Annotated in this window: 9 protein-coding genes; 5 read left to right on the forward strand and 4 right to left on the reverse strand. The window is 52.2% G+C overall.

Translation table 11 applies throughout. The features are described from left to right. Nucleotide 1 precedes the first annotated feature (1 nt). Nucleotides 2-1,411 carry an ATP-binding cassette domain-containing protein gene (locus ACSC94_RS02215; RefSeq protein WP_435641441.1) on the forward strand — a complete coding sequence of 470 codons (1,410 nt, stop codon included), beginning with the start codon at nucleotides 2-4 and terminating at the stop codon, nucleotides 1,409-1,411. Here ACSC94_RS02215 and ACSC94_RS02220 read toward each other — a convergent pair. Continuing rightward, entirely contained in the window at nucleotides 1,389-1,820 is a 432-nt protein-coding gene (locus tag ACSC94_RS02220) for a PaaI family thioesterase (RefSeq protein ID WP_435641442.1), read from the reverse strand. The two genes, ACSC94_RS02215 and ACSC94_RS02220, sit on opposite strands and share 23 nt — an antisense overlap. A gap of 66 nt (nucleotides 1,821-1,886) precedes the next feature. Here ACSC94_RS02220 and ACSC94_RS02225 point away from each other — a divergent pair, with 66 nt between their 5' ends. From ACSC94_RS02225 to ACSC94_RS02240, 4 genes are all read left to right on the forward strand, one after another. Then, nucleotides 1,887-2,702: an SAM-dependent methyltransferase gene (locus tag ACSC94_RS02225; protein ID WP_435641443.1), complete on the forward strand. Its 816-nt coding sequence runs from the start codon at nucleotides 1,887-1,889 to the stop codon at nucleotides 2,700-2,702. A gap of 30 nt (nucleotides 2,703-2,732) precedes the next feature. Continuing rightward, nucleotides 2,733-4,595 carry an ABC-F family ATP-binding cassette domain-containing protein gene (locus ACSC94_RS02230; RefSeq protein WP_435641444.1) on the forward strand — a complete coding sequence of 621 codons (1,863 nt, stop codon included), beginning with the start codon at nucleotides 2,733-2,735 and terminating at the stop codon, nucleotides 4,593-4,595. A 294-nt stretch (nucleotides 4,596-4,889) separates the two neighbouring features. Beyond that, entirely contained in the window at nucleotides 4,890-5,303 is a 414-nt protein-coding gene (locus ACSC94_RS02235) for an HU family DNA-binding protein (protein WP_435641445.1), read from the forward strand. A 204-nt stretch (nucleotides 5,304-5,507) separates the two neighbouring features. Beyond that, nucleotides 5,508-9,572 carry a CHASE domain-containing protein gene (locus tag ACSC94_RS02240; RefSeq protein WP_435641446.1) on the forward strand — a complete coding sequence of 1,355 codons (4,065 nt, stop codon included), beginning with the start codon at nucleotides 5,508-5,510 and terminating at the stop codon, nucleotides 9,570-9,572. A gap of 55 nt (nucleotides 9,573-9,627) precedes the next feature. Here ACSC94_RS02240 and ACSC94_RS02245 read toward each other — a convergent pair whose 3' ends face one another. The 3 genes from ACSC94_RS02245 to ACSC94_RS02255 form a co-directional block, all read right to left on the reverse strand. Continuing rightward, a complete protein-coding gene (locus ACSC94_RS02245; RefSeq protein WP_435641447.1) occupies nucleotides 9,628-11,748 on the reverse strand; it encodes a hypothetical protein in 2,121 nt (706 codons plus the stop codon). 115 nt (nucleotides 11,749-11,863) lie between these two features. Continuing rightward, a complete protein-coding gene (locus tag ACSC94_RS02250; RefSeq protein ID WP_435641448.1) occupies nucleotides 11,864-12,817 on the reverse strand; it encodes a type II secretion system protein in 954 nt (317 codons plus the stop codon). Between the two features lie 12 nt (nucleotides 12,818-12,829). Further along, on the reverse strand, nucleotides 12,830-13,843 hold the full coding sequence (locus ACSC94_RS02255; protein WP_435641449.1) for a type II secretion system protein: 1,014 nt from the start codon (nucleotides 13,841-13,843) through the stop codon (nucleotides 12,830-12,832). Between the last annotated feature and the right edge of the window lie 23 nt (nucleotides 13,844-13,866).

A 13,866-nucleotide genomic window follows, 5' to 3' on the forward strand; every position in this document is an offset into this window, starting at 1 on the left:
AATGGCCAAAGCATTTGATGAATTTTACAAAAGCACCGGACCGATTGCGCACAATGATGTGCCCTTCATCGTCGTGACCGAAAGTCAGGATGATTGCCCGGATATTCGGGCGTATGATCTGACCGTCCGCACACCGGGCGATAACCCGCGCGTTTTGTTACAGGGCGTAAACCTGCATTTCAAACCCGGCGACCGCGTTATTTTCACCGGCGAATCGGGCAGCGGCAAAACCACCGCCGTCAAAGCCCTGATGAACAGTTGGGATTACGGGCAGGGGTTGGTGGTGATGCCGCGCAACGTGAAAACCATGTTGTTTTCCCAAGCGGCCTATGCACCCAATGCCAATCTTCGCACCATCCTGAACATGGCGACCGAGGGCAATGAAAAATTCACGGACCGCGAACTGCGCCATGCTTTGCAAACAGTTGGTTTGAACAAGCTGGTTGAACAGATTCCCGGTCAACAGATTGAAATCCTGATTGATGAGATGACGGATCATCTCAAAAACACGTCCTATCTAAAAAAGGATGTCGGTCAAGTTGCTGTTGATTTTGTTCAGCGTCGTATTCCTGAATTATTTTCATCAGTACAATCTGTTCCGGATAAACAGCGGAATTATTTGTGTCAATCTCTGCGGGCTCTTGTGCCTGAAGGCGACTTTGACAATGTATTCCATCGCGTGGTTGATGCGATGGATAACGCATTGATGGCGCCGCTGCAAAAACGTCTGGCCTTGTTTGCGGCGGATATTGCCACCCGGAAGCGCGGAAAGATTTATGCCTATACGCCCGCAAAAATTAAATATTTTGCGTGGTCGTTGCGCCGTTCCCTGAATAAAGCAGTCAAATCCTATATGGCGAATGATGATACGGATGATGCGTTCCGTGAAATTCGCCTGAATGAATATCAGGCCCGGCGTGTTGTTGACACAATCGTCAATCACACCCGCGATGAAATGATGCGACAGGCTTCATCCGGCCCGATGCATCAAGTATTTAACGCCGCCAGCTGGCCCCTCAGTCTGGCCGCGGTGCGTATGAAAGCGCGCAGTGCGGTAAATGAGATTGTACAAGCTGTTACCTTCTTCATGGAAAAGCAGGTGATGACGGGGGATACCATGTCCCTGTCCGGTGGTGAACGGCAAAAGTTGATGATCGCTATTGCCACCCTGCACCAGCCGGACATTCTGTTTCTGGATGAAATTACGGCGGCACTCGACAAGGAAACGGGGGCGGCCTTGTACAAAGATATGCTGGATCATTTGCCCAAACACACAATTGTGCTGAGCATCGCGCATAACACGCATATTATGCCGTATCACAATCTGCATGCGCATCTGGAAAATCAGGGCATTACCGTGCGGCGTATTGCGCAACAGGCCCCGGGCGTTACGCCGACCCCTTCGGTGTAACGGCGCAGGTCAATTCGCTTTTCGCAATCAACTTGTCGGCATCCGAGCGGATTTCGATATCCCAGACATGTTTGGTGCGGCCCAGATGCACGGGGCGGCACGTGGCGGTGACGAAACCGTCCTTCACCGGGCGCAAATGGTTGCAGGTGATGGCGGAACCGACCGCATAATGCGTATCCGCATCAATGCACATCAATGACGCAATGCTGCCCGCCGTTTCGGCCAGAACGCACGACGCACCACCATGCAGGATTCCATGGATCTGGTGCGTGCGATGATCGACCGGCATACGCAACTTGATAAAATCCGTCCCAACCTCGCCAATTTCAATGCCCAAACGATCGAGAATATTATCGTGTGTATTGAAATTGCGAATATCTTCAATGGAATAGGGTTTGAACCAGATCATTGCTGTACGTCTCCTCGGTTGTGTGTAGAATCGTACAGGGTATGCGTAAAGTCAACGGGGACATCCATGACATCTGAATCTGCGATTAAAGCGTATTACGAACGGGCCGACCTTCTGGATTTGATTGACGCAGGTTTAAAAGAGGCGGGTGTGGACCCGTTACGCCCCGGGCCCGATGATTTATCCCCCTTCGATGAATTTCATATTGGCGGTAAACGTGCCACGGCGGATTTTATCAACCGGCTGGGTTTTCACGCCGGCATGACCGTTCTGGATATCGGCAGTGGTCTGGGTGGTCCGGCGCGGTATGTCGCGCATGAAACCGGGGCCAACGTGGTTGGGATTGATCTGTCCCCCGAATATTGCGCGGTGGCCACCGAATTATCCCGCCGCATGGGGATGGGGTCGCGGACGCAATTTCGCGTCGGCAATGCCGAAGCGCTGGACTTTGCCGATGCCAGCTTCAACGGGGCCTATACCATCCATACCGGTATGAACATTCTGGACAAGACGGAATTGTACAAGGCCGTTCACGACCTGCTGAAGCCGGGGGCCATGTTTGGTGTTTATGATGTGCTGGCCGGGCCGGCGGGTAAACCTCCGGCGTTTCCGATGCCATGGGCGGGGACGGGCGAAACCAGCCATCTGGTCACGCCGCCGGATATGGAGATGATGCTGACCTTCTGTGGCTTCGAACTTGTGGCCAAGGTGGACCAGTCGGCACAGGCTCTGGCCTCATTCGAGGCGGCAGCCAAAATCGGTGATCGGCCCAGCCTGGCGCGGGTGATGGGCCCCGAATTCGCACAATCTTTGCAAAATCTGGCCGCATCCGTGAAAAACGGAGCCCTTGCCCCGTGGATTTTTGTCGCCCGCCGTGTATAAAGACCCCTGTTAATAACAGGGTACGGTATTGTGGTTGCACGACTTCTCTTAAGCGTTCAGGACGCCTGCGTCAGCTTTGGTGACAAAAAGCTGTTCGAAAATCTGTCCTTTAATATTACCGAGGGCGATAAAATCTGCCTGGTCGGGAAGAACGGTGCGGGCAAGACCACCCTGATGAATATCATCACGGGCACGCGTGATCTGGATGACGGCACGCGGTGGCAGTTGCAGGGCATGACCATCGGTTATCTGCAACAAGACATTACCCCGACCAAGGGGCAGAGCGTTTACGACTTCGTCTTCTCTCAATTTTCGACCGAAGAACAAATCGAAGCAAATGCGTACAAGGTCGATATGGTTCTGCACCCGCTGGGCCTCGATCCGCTGGCGAAGATGGATAAATTATCCGGCGGTCAATTGCGCCGTGCCGCCATGGCCCGTGCGTTGGTCGAGGAACCGGATATTCTGCTGCTGGACGAACCCACCAACCACCTTGATCTGGATGTGATCGAATGGCTGGAGGGGATGGTGCGGGGCTATCACGGAGCGGTCGTGTGTATCAGCCACGACAAAGCCTTTCTGAATACCATTTCCGATAAAGTGTTCTGGCTGGATCGCGGGGCGCTAAAGGTCTGCCCCTTTGGCTTCAGCCGTTTTGATGAATGGTCCACCATGATCTTGGATCAGGAAGCCCGCACCCTGCACAACCGTGAAAAAGCGTTGTTACAGGAATTGGAATGGGCCAGCCGCGGTGTGAAGGCGCGGCGTAAGCGAAACCAACGGCGATTGGAGTTGGTCAAGAGCGAGCGCGATAAGTTCTTTCAGGATAAAGGTGAATTTTTGCGCATGATGGCGAAAATCGAAATTTCGCCGATTGAAACGGAAGTTTCATCAAAAATCGTTGCGGAGTTCTTTAAGGTCAAAAAAGGTTTCAATGATGATGGGCGCGAAGTTCCCATTCTCGATCAATTTTCCCTGCGGATCATGCGTGGCGACCGGATTGGTATTTTGGGGCGTAACGGATCGGGGAAAACGACGTTCCTGCGGCTGTTGACCGGGGAACTGGAGCCCGATGCGGGCAAGGTCAAGATGTCGCGCGAAATTGAATTTTCTTATTTCGACCAAACGCGCCGTGATCTGGTGCCGGAATGGTCGTTGTGGAAAACGTTGGCGCCGGATGGTGGTGATCATGTGAATGTGCGCGGCAAGGCGCGCCACGTTTGCGGTTATCTGAAAGATTTCATGTTCGACCCGTCCATGGCATTGCAGCCCGTATCAACATTGTCGGGCGGGCAGAAAAACCGCCTGATGCTGGCCCGCGTTCTGGCTGACCCGAAAAGCTTCCTGATCCTCGACGAACCCACCAACGATCTGGATATGGATACGTTGGATATGTTGGAAGAAACGCTGGCGGAATATCAGGGTACATTGATTATCGTCAGCCACGACCGCGATTTTCTCGACCAAACCGTCACCAAAATTCTGGCGTTCGAGGGCGATGGGAAGATCGAAGGCTATATTGGTGGTTATTCCGATTATCTGGTCGCGCGCGCCGAGCGCAAGGCCCGTATGGGTGAGGGGGCGGAGGCCGCCAAGCGCGCGGATAAAAAAGAGAGTGGGACACCGCAAGCTGTAGAGGCGGAAGCCACAGCCGCAAAAGCGCGCATGTCTTATAAGTTGCAATATGAACTCGACAACCTGCCCAAAAAAATCGCGGCGCTGGAGACGGAAATTGATGAGTTGCAGGATCGCTTGGCGGACCCTGACCTCTATCAACGCGATCCCGGTGCATTTGAAAACATGTCGCGGCGATTGCCCTTGGCACAGGCGGATTTGGACCATGCGGAAACGCGCTGGCTCGAGCTGGAGGCTATGAGAGCCGAATCGGTCTGATTCTCCCGAATCGCGCGAAAGCCTGATTCTACGGGGTTTGGAGCGCTTCGGTGGGGTGTGCATCTGGCGCGGGCCTTTAAAAACAAGGTGTTTTTGCCTGTTTTTGAGGGAAAAATGTGCAAAACAGCGTAAAGACAGGGTTTTCGTGCATTTTTTCTATCGACAAAAACCCCCAATCTGGCATTTATCAATGAAAGGTTTTCTGGTGTGATTCTGTTTTACGGGGCCGCGAACGGTCACGGGACAGGATGTGTCAGAAGCATATTTCAACAACGATGGAAGAGAGTCCGACAAATGGCTGCTAAAACCGCTGCTAAAACCGCCGCTAAAGCTCCTGCTAAAGCCGCTGCCAAAGCTCCTGCTAAAGCCGCTGCAAAAGCACCTGCTGCTGCTGCCGCTAAAACCGCTACGGCGAAAACCACTGCTCCGACCGTAACGCTGAAACAAATCGGCGCTGAACTGGCCGAAAAGCATGAAATGACCAAGAAGCAAGTTAACTTGCTGATGGACGATCTGGTGGCCCTGCTGGTTAAAAACCTGAAAAAAGGCAACCGCGTTCGTATGGCTGGTCTGGGCATTCTGCAAGTTCGCAAACGCGCAGCTCGCATGGGTCGTAACCCGGCCACCGGCGAAACCATCAAAATCCCGGCGAAAAAGAAAATTGCTTTCCGCGCTGCTAAAGAACTGAAAGAAGCCGTAGGCAAATAATTTTTGAACTGGCTTTAAAGCTGGTTTGAATAGCAAAGCCCGTTCCGGACATGTTCGGAACGGGCTTTTGTATGCGTGGATAAAGCGCTGAAAATAAACATTTTTATTTGTTTCTTTGGGCGTTTAAGGCTTTTATGGCCTACAGGCTTATAATTCTTATAGTGCATAACGTTTCATATTTTTGGTGTTTCCGTGCAGGGCCTTTTGAACACAGACATGTTGACGATTGGGCGCATATGCCTGCTGGCGCTGACCTATTATGTGGTCGGGCGCTTGGGTTTGTTGTTGGCCATTCCACCGGGTTACGCGACCGTGTTCTGGCCTGCATCCGGCATCGCATTGGCCGTGGTGTATCGTTACGGTTTTGCGATGGCGCCGGGGGTTTTTCTGGGCGCGGCCATTCTCAATCTCTCCATCTGGATTTCCCAAACACCGGATGAACAATTTGCCCGCTTGTTGACCAACTCATTGTCCATTGGATTCGGATCAATGTTGCAGGCGGCGGTTGGGGCGTTCATTCTTTACCGTGTTATTGGTGAACGCAGTCGCTTGGAGCAACTCAACCACATTGTAAAATTTGTTGCTTATGCCGGTGTTGTTGTTTGCTTGGTATCATCGACATGGTGCGTAGGGACGTTCTATCTTACGGGGACGGTGGCTCTCGAAAACATCCCGTTCGTATGGTGGACGTGGTATGCGGGCGACCTTCTGGGCATGGTTGTTTTTGCGCCTATTGTAACCTTGATGCTGGCACCGAACACGGAAATGCGACGCAAGGTTTTTGTGGCGGTGCCCATGGTGCTGCTCTTCACCATGGTGATGGTTTTCTTCGTGGGTGTTCGCAATTGGGACGATAGGCGTATCCAGGCGGAATTCAAGCATGATGCGCAACTCATGAAAACCGATCTGGAAACACAGATCCATGATTACATGCAAGAGCTTCAGGGGCTGCAAAGTCTGTTTGATGCATCCGATGCGGTGGATCGCCGGGAGTTCGAGGTTTTTACCCGCAATGCCTTTAAGCGAAACCCCGGCATTCTGGCCATGGATTGGATGCCGCGGGTTCTTGATTCCGAGCGGGATGCGTTTGAAACATTACACCAACGGGAATATCCGGGATTCTTTATCAAAGCTCCGGTTGATTCCGGCGCGTGGGAGCGATCCCCTCGACGGGACGAATACTACCCCATTGAATTTATCGAGCCGGATTCATTCAACAGCTATATTGGCTACGACTTAAGCTCGAATGAAGGGCGTTATGCGGCATTCGTTCGCGCCAGAGATAGCGGCGAGGCCGTTATCACGTCGCGCATTAAATTATTGCCGGATGAGGAGGCGGATCAGTATGGCTTCCTTTTGGTTCTTCCTGTTTATAAGCAAGGCGCGCTGACTTCAAACGTTGAACAAAGGCGGGATGCGCTTTTGGGCTTTGTTGCGGGTGGGTACAGATTTTCTGACACTGTTGTGCCCGTATTTAATCCATGGAAAGCGCAAGGCATGGAAATCCATCTGGTTACAAAGGAATCAGATATTGAAGAAAGCCTCTACATTTCTTATGACTCGCGCGATTACGGCCCAACGGGACAAGATCGAATAGCTTATACAGAAGAAATGCAGCTTGATGTCTTTGGGAAACGTTGGGTTTTAAAGGTTTATAAGTCGCAGAATTACATTATGGCTCACGTGAATTGGGCCATCTGGATTGCATTGGCTGTGGGGGTTTTCTTTTCAGCGTTGTGCGGCATATTCCTGTTGTTCATCACCGGCTATGCGTCGGGTATTGAAAAAATTGTGACCCGGCGCACCGAGGAATTGCGTATGCAGCGCCAGTTCCTTGAGCTGGCCATGGCCGCAACACAGGATGGCGTATGGGATTGGGATGAAAACCAACGGACTTTGTGGTTATCCCCCCGATGGAAAGCGATGCTTGGTTATCGCGACGATGAAATTGAAAATTCAATGAAGGGGGCCGAAAGCGTAATTCATCCGGAAGATTTGTATGAATGGCGCAAGCGTATGGCCGATTATATTACGGGCCGGACATCCGAATTCGTGGGCATCTTCCGCTTCTTCCACAAAAGCGGCCATATTCAGTATGTTCTGAGCCGTGCCATCGCTGAACGGGACCCGACAGGGCGTGTGATCCGCATTGTGGGGGCGCACACGGACGTAACAGAGATTGAACAGGCCAACCGCAACCTGAAAAAAGCGCGAGACGAAGCGGATAGCGCCAACCGTGCAAAAAGCGATTTCCTGGCAAACATGAGCCACGAAATCCGTACGCCAATGAACGGTATCATTGGTATGACGCATTTGCTGCTGGAAACGAAGCTGGATTCACGCCAACGTCATTATGCGCAAACGGTGGGGCAATCGGCCGAGTCCTTGCTGCAGATCATCAACGACATTCTGGACTTCTCAAAAATCGAAGCGGGGAAAATGGAATTGGAAAATATTCCGTTCGATTTCCAGCTTCTGTGCGAAGACGTATCCGAAATGATGTTTGTGCGGACGCAGGAGAAGGGGATCGAGTTCCTGTTGTCATGGGACCCGGATTGCCCGCAATTCATGTTCGGCGATCCGGTGCGTATACGCCAGATTTTGTTCAATCTGTGTGGCAATGCCATCAAATTCACGGACGAAGGGTACGTGCTTGTGAAGGTTAAGCACCTGGGGACGCGCGATGGCCACACCGACCTGCGAATTTCCGTGGTTGATACCGGCATCGGTATTGCCAAGGAAAAGCAGGCTCTCGTCTTCAATAAATTTGACCAGGCCGATGGGTCAACAACGCGTCGTTATGGCGGTACAGGGCTTGGGCTGACGATCAGCAAGCAATTGGCCGAATTGATGGGCGGGCATATTTCCCTGACCAGTGAACCGGGTGTGGGGTCGACTTTCTCGGTTCATCTGACCATGTCCGTTGCGCCACGTCCGAAATCCTATGCCCGCGCGCCCGAATTGGAAGATTTTGACGGAACGGGTATTCGTGCTCTGATTATTGATGACAACATAATGTCGTGCGAAATTTTCGACACATATTTGTCATCTATCGGTATGGATGTGGAAACCGAAAACAACCCCTACAACGTTCTCGGTAAAATGGAGAAGGCGGTTGATGAGGGGCGGCCATATAGTTTCCTGATCGTCGATTACGCAATGCCCGGTATGGATGGCATTTCCCTGTGTTCGCTCATAGCCCAAAACAAGAAAATTCAGGGCGCCGTTGCGATTATGGCGACCTCACAACCAGGCCGAACCGATGTTGAGCGGATGCAGCGGGCGGGGATTAAGGGGTATTTGAGCAAACCTGTTCGCCCGTCGGAACTCATATCCGTAATCGCAACATTGTGGAAAGCCCAAAAGGCCGGCGAAGATATGGGGCTGGTGACCCGGTTCACATTGGATGAACAATGGGCGGGCCGTGTTCATGGGGCAGGGGACCTGTATTTCAAAGACACCCGCATTCTGGTTGTTGAGGACAATCAGGTGAACCAGGAAGTCATGGTGGCGATGCTGGATCACTACGGCATTCGTTCCGCCGTTGTCGATAATGGGCGTGACGCCGTGCGGGTTATCCGCGAAGAAAGCTTTGATCTCGTCTTCATGGATTGCCAAATGCCAATTATGGACGGGTACGAAGCAACCCGGACCGTGCGCAAAGAAAAAGGCGGGCAGGATATCAAAATCATCGCCATGACCGCCAATGCGATGAAAGGCGATCGTGAAAAATGCATTGCCGCCGGTATGGATGATTATTTGTCCAAGCCCGTGGTGGAAAAAGACCTTGATACCATTCTGGCGACATGGATTGCCGTTGAGAAAAGAATTCCACGTCAGGATGATGGGGATACGCATGGCGATGACGCTTCTGCGGTGTTGTCGGGTGCAGATGTCGGGGGTGGTATTCTGGATATGGAAGCCATCCGTAAATTGCAATTCATCAGCCGGGAAAAATTCCCGCAAATCGTGACCATGTTCCTGAACAATGCTGACCGCATTATCGGGGAAATTAAAACGGAAGTTGATGCCGCGATGGCGCATGCCGGGGGTGGGAATGGCCATTTTGATACCATCGCCCATCTGGCCCACTCCCTGAAATCCAGTGTCGGGCAGTTGGGGGCCATGGGTCTGTATGATCAAGTGGTCGAGATTGAGACGCTGGCCAAAGCCCGTAAGCGTGATGATCTGTTGGAACGCATGCCATCCGTCCAGAGCGGGTTTGGCGAAGTGCGCCAGGCTTTGGAAGAGTTGCTGGATAAAGCTTGATTGAACGCATAAAAAAAGCCCGGCTCATTGCCGGGCTTTTTGTAATTATGATCTCTTACAGCGTATCTTCACGATAGAAGAACAGGGCTTGCTCTCGGCATTGGTAGACCGTCCGTTTACCGCCGCCTACGCTGTACGTAAAGCTGCCTTGCGGGACAATGGTCTGGCCAGATTTACAGGTCGAGCCTAAGCTGCTGTCACTGCATGAGATACCATCCAACGGACCGCATCCTTTCAAGTTCGCAGGGTCAGAGCAATAGGAGTTGGTCAAACCAGCTTTCAGCGCTGTTTTAAAGTTGCTCGAGTCCGACGCCAAGTTAACAACCACGCCCTTCACTCCATACGAACGAATGAAATTCGAATAGAAGGCACTGGGTGATGGCACACCTGGGAAGTAGAACTCCGTCGCCAGAACGATCAGATTTGCATTTGCCGCTTTCAATTGCGCAGCCAGTGTTGCCGGAGCAACGTGATGGTGCGAGATCGCGTCCGTGGCCAGCACGATATTCAACGGTCGGCTGGTTTGGCCCGTAAAGTCGGTCAGTGTCCGGGAAATGGCGTAGTATTGAGATTCCTCCCAGTCACCACCGTTCCACGCACTCCATGAACCAATTTCGTTCAGGATCGCGGCTTTGGATGTCGAAACATCATGCAGATTCAGCTCTCGTCTATACGACCAGTCTCCTGGCGTACAACCCATACAGGACGGGAAGTCCGTGTAGCTGGTCAAGCCAACCTGCCATCCTCTGAAGTCAGGATCGTTCAGAACAGCCGTCATGTTGTTTTTCAGGTTCGGAAGGTCGTCCCAGTACGAACCGGACAAATCCTGTACCAATACCATGGCCCCCTCGGTCGACATGGCGTTACATGTCTCCATGGTTGCCTTCGCACTGGCCATACAGTTCGGGGATTTCCCGCCTTCGCCCGTTGCTTTACAGGTCCAGGACCAGGAGCCCGCGCCAGACGCACTTCTGGATGCTGTGCCGAATTTGCACAGACCAGCGGTATTCACTTGGCTTGCATCTGTAAAGGTTCTGCCGTTGGCCGGACCGCACTGGCCGTCAATGACCATGTTGGCGGAACACATCGTATCCGGGGCGGCGCCAATCGGATCACTTTGGCAACGCCAGTTAAAGGTCTTTTTGTCTGCCGACAATGTAACTGCGGTCGGTGTACCAACATAGCAACGGCCATAGCTGAGCGCGTTGATGGTGGCGACATCAGGGTAGTACCCATTTTGAGCCGCGCCGCAATAACCGGGAGCCGGGGGCATTTTTGCCGGGCGCGGTTGACAGAACGACAAGTTGACGGGGTAACAAGCACTTTCAACAGTTGAAAGGACCGTCGGTTTATTCTGGATAAACCCATCCCAGTCAGCAAAGCTTTCCGGCGGGCCTGCCGGCATCATCAGGTCACGGCTGTCCCCTTTATCGCGAGAGATGTATTTCAAGCGATTAGAGTCCGTGATTGCGCCACGATCAACATATTCAAGAAATGCTGACGTATCGCTTTTAATGCGGAACATATCGTCGTTCGGGCCGGACGGATCCGGATTAACGCCGATAATGCCAGACGTTGTTGAATTATCGAACACGCAATGCTGCTTAACAGCCTTTCCAGATGTTCCGGTCAGGCCCTTAATCGCCGTGCCCGTACATTTCGTGTAAATTTGCGGATTAACCAGATCAGCCGTCAGGGGCTGTGCCGGAATTGGGTAGGTTACTTTGTAAATGGCTTGCCCACCACGCGTATCAATCTGCGTATAGCTTGGTGTATAACCAGCGCTGCGGACGCGGGCCAAGAGGGCGCTCAGGTCTGTGGCGTGAACTTCGGGATACGTATATTCATACGCGTCATAGCAATTACCGACCATTGAGCTTGGAATAACATTCCATTGCCCATCACCGCGGCATTCGACCTTGGCGCGAACCGTTCCTTTGCGCTCCTCATTCGGGGGCGCGGTCAAATCGATTGACGATCCAAGACGGGAGTAAACATCGACAGTCACTGTCGCGCTTTCTTCCGCTTTTGGTGTGAAGACATAGCTCTTTTTGTCTTCAGTATATGTTTTGACTGGCGACTGGTCCGCAAATGCGGGAGCGGACAAACCAAAGCCTGTCAGAAAACACCCGGCAACCAGAAAAGAAAACGCGATATTTTTTTGTATAGTACCCATCACACAACGTCTCCCGCTGACGTTAAAAACACTTGATTTGGTGAAAAATTGCGCCAAATCACCTCTATATTAGCATTGAAATATTTACTATTTTGTTAAGGAATGCAGGGGTGGGTTAGTCTTCTGGATAGAAGAAAACTGAGGCCCGGACACGGTTTCCGGTGATCTCTTCCTCGGCTTTAACCACGTTCTTGCTGTTAATATTGTCGGCTTTGACCTGGTTTGAAGCGTTAATTTCGACGGCCTTATCGGTGGCATCGACCAAAATTTCCCCCGCAACGTGCAGTTTTTCTTCGGGTCGGGTGATGCCAATGCCAACATTGGCGTCATTTTTATTGGCAATCGCCATACCGGCCCCCGTCGGGGCGGCAACCCAGACGCTGGTTTCTTTCGCATACAGGCTATAGACGACTTTATCGTCATAATGATTGGCCGTCGTCGCGTCGGTCATCGTGGCATAGGGAACGTCCCGGAACAGGTCATCGCCATCACAATTTTCAACATCGGCTGCCGCGCCTGTGCAGGCACTGGAAAATGCTGCGGACAGCAGCATGCGCGCCCCTTTTCCATCTGGCCCATGATTGACCAGCACGAAGGGGGCCGTTCTTTCTTGCCCATTCGGGCCAACGATACGTATGGCCGCGGCATTGGTCATGCCGCCTGTTTGGGTCAAAGAGGCGGTGACGGCATAGGTCATTTTACGGTCGAAATAATCCGCCGCCAGATGGAAGGGTAAATCCAAGGCGAATACAGGGACCATGCCTTGCACAATCCCGGCCGCTGCCGGACATCCCGCCAGGTTTTCTTTGCCAAAATCATTGTCGGTTGGTGTTAATAACGGGTTCGCCGGGCATGGCATACGATTGTTTTTCTCGGCAAACAGGGCCAGCGCAGAAACAATGCGTTCCCGTGTTTTCTGCTCTTCTCGAACGGCCAGATCATTTTTATAACTTTGATAGACATGCAGGCTGCCGCTGATCAAAAGGCCAATAATCATCATCGAGATGGCCATCTCGATCAGGGTAAATCCAGACTGCGCTGAATGACATTTTTTGTGCTGTCGATTCATTGTTGTCATGTCCTAATTACAATCCGCGATGTCGATATTGTAACAAAATCGCGTGGCTTTAATGGCTGTTCCTGCGCTCATTTCGGATTCGGCATTGATGTCTTGTGTGACATCGATGCTTTGGGCGTTCAACTTTGCGTTTTTCTCAATATCAATCGTTCCGGTTGTTGTGATATTTCCGGATGCGCCGGCACCGGCGGCTTCGACGTTGAAGTCGCCGCCATGAACGGATAATTTTGCCGCGGGGTTGTCGGTGCCAATTCCAATATTTCCTGTGTTACGGCTGATGATGTTAATGCCGCTGGCGCCGCCATCTGCTGGGGCGATGGCCCACAATGTCGTTTCCTTCTGGACCAGGCTGTAAATCAGCATGTCGTCAAAATGGTTGGCATTGTTCACATTGGCCATGGGGCTGTATGGGCGCGCGTTGAAGGTTGCGTCGCCATCACAATTTTCTGAATCTGCGGCGGACCCGCATGCGACGTTAACGGCTGTGCCGGATGTGCGGTATGAACCCTTCATATCTGGTCCATGGCCAACAATGATAAAAGGTAGATTTTTCGTGGTCAGTGTGGTTGTAACCTTGCCATCGTTGTCCAGCGCAAAGCCTTGCAGGGCGATGGCGGGCATTGTGCTGTTGAACGTTGTGCGGTCCGTCATTCCGGCCGTTACAACATAGGTCAGTTTGTTGCCGTATTCATCTTCAACCATGTCGAACGGGAGGTTGAGGTCCACAACGGGCAGGGCTCCGGTGACGAATGTACCCGTATTGCATGTGGCCGGCGCCCGTCCAAATCCCGTTGTATTGGGGGTTTGTGTCAGGCTGGCCGGGCAGGGGTAGCGGTTATTCTGTTGCAAATATGTGGCCAGTGCCGTGGTTATCTTTTCCTGAACAATGCGCTCTTGCGTTCTTTCATGTTCAACGCGGTATATTTTATACGCCTGTATCAACGCGCTGGCGATCAGGCCGATAACGGCCATGCCAATCGCAATCTCGATCAGTGAAAATCCAGACTGGTTCGACATTTGTCTTTGTGGTTTGTGTATCA

Source organism: Micavibrio aeruginosavorus, from assembly GCF_051245535.1.
GTDB lineage: Bacteria > Pseudomonadota > Alphaproteobacteria > Micavibrionales > Micavibrionaceae > Micavibrio > Micavibrio aeruginosavorus_D.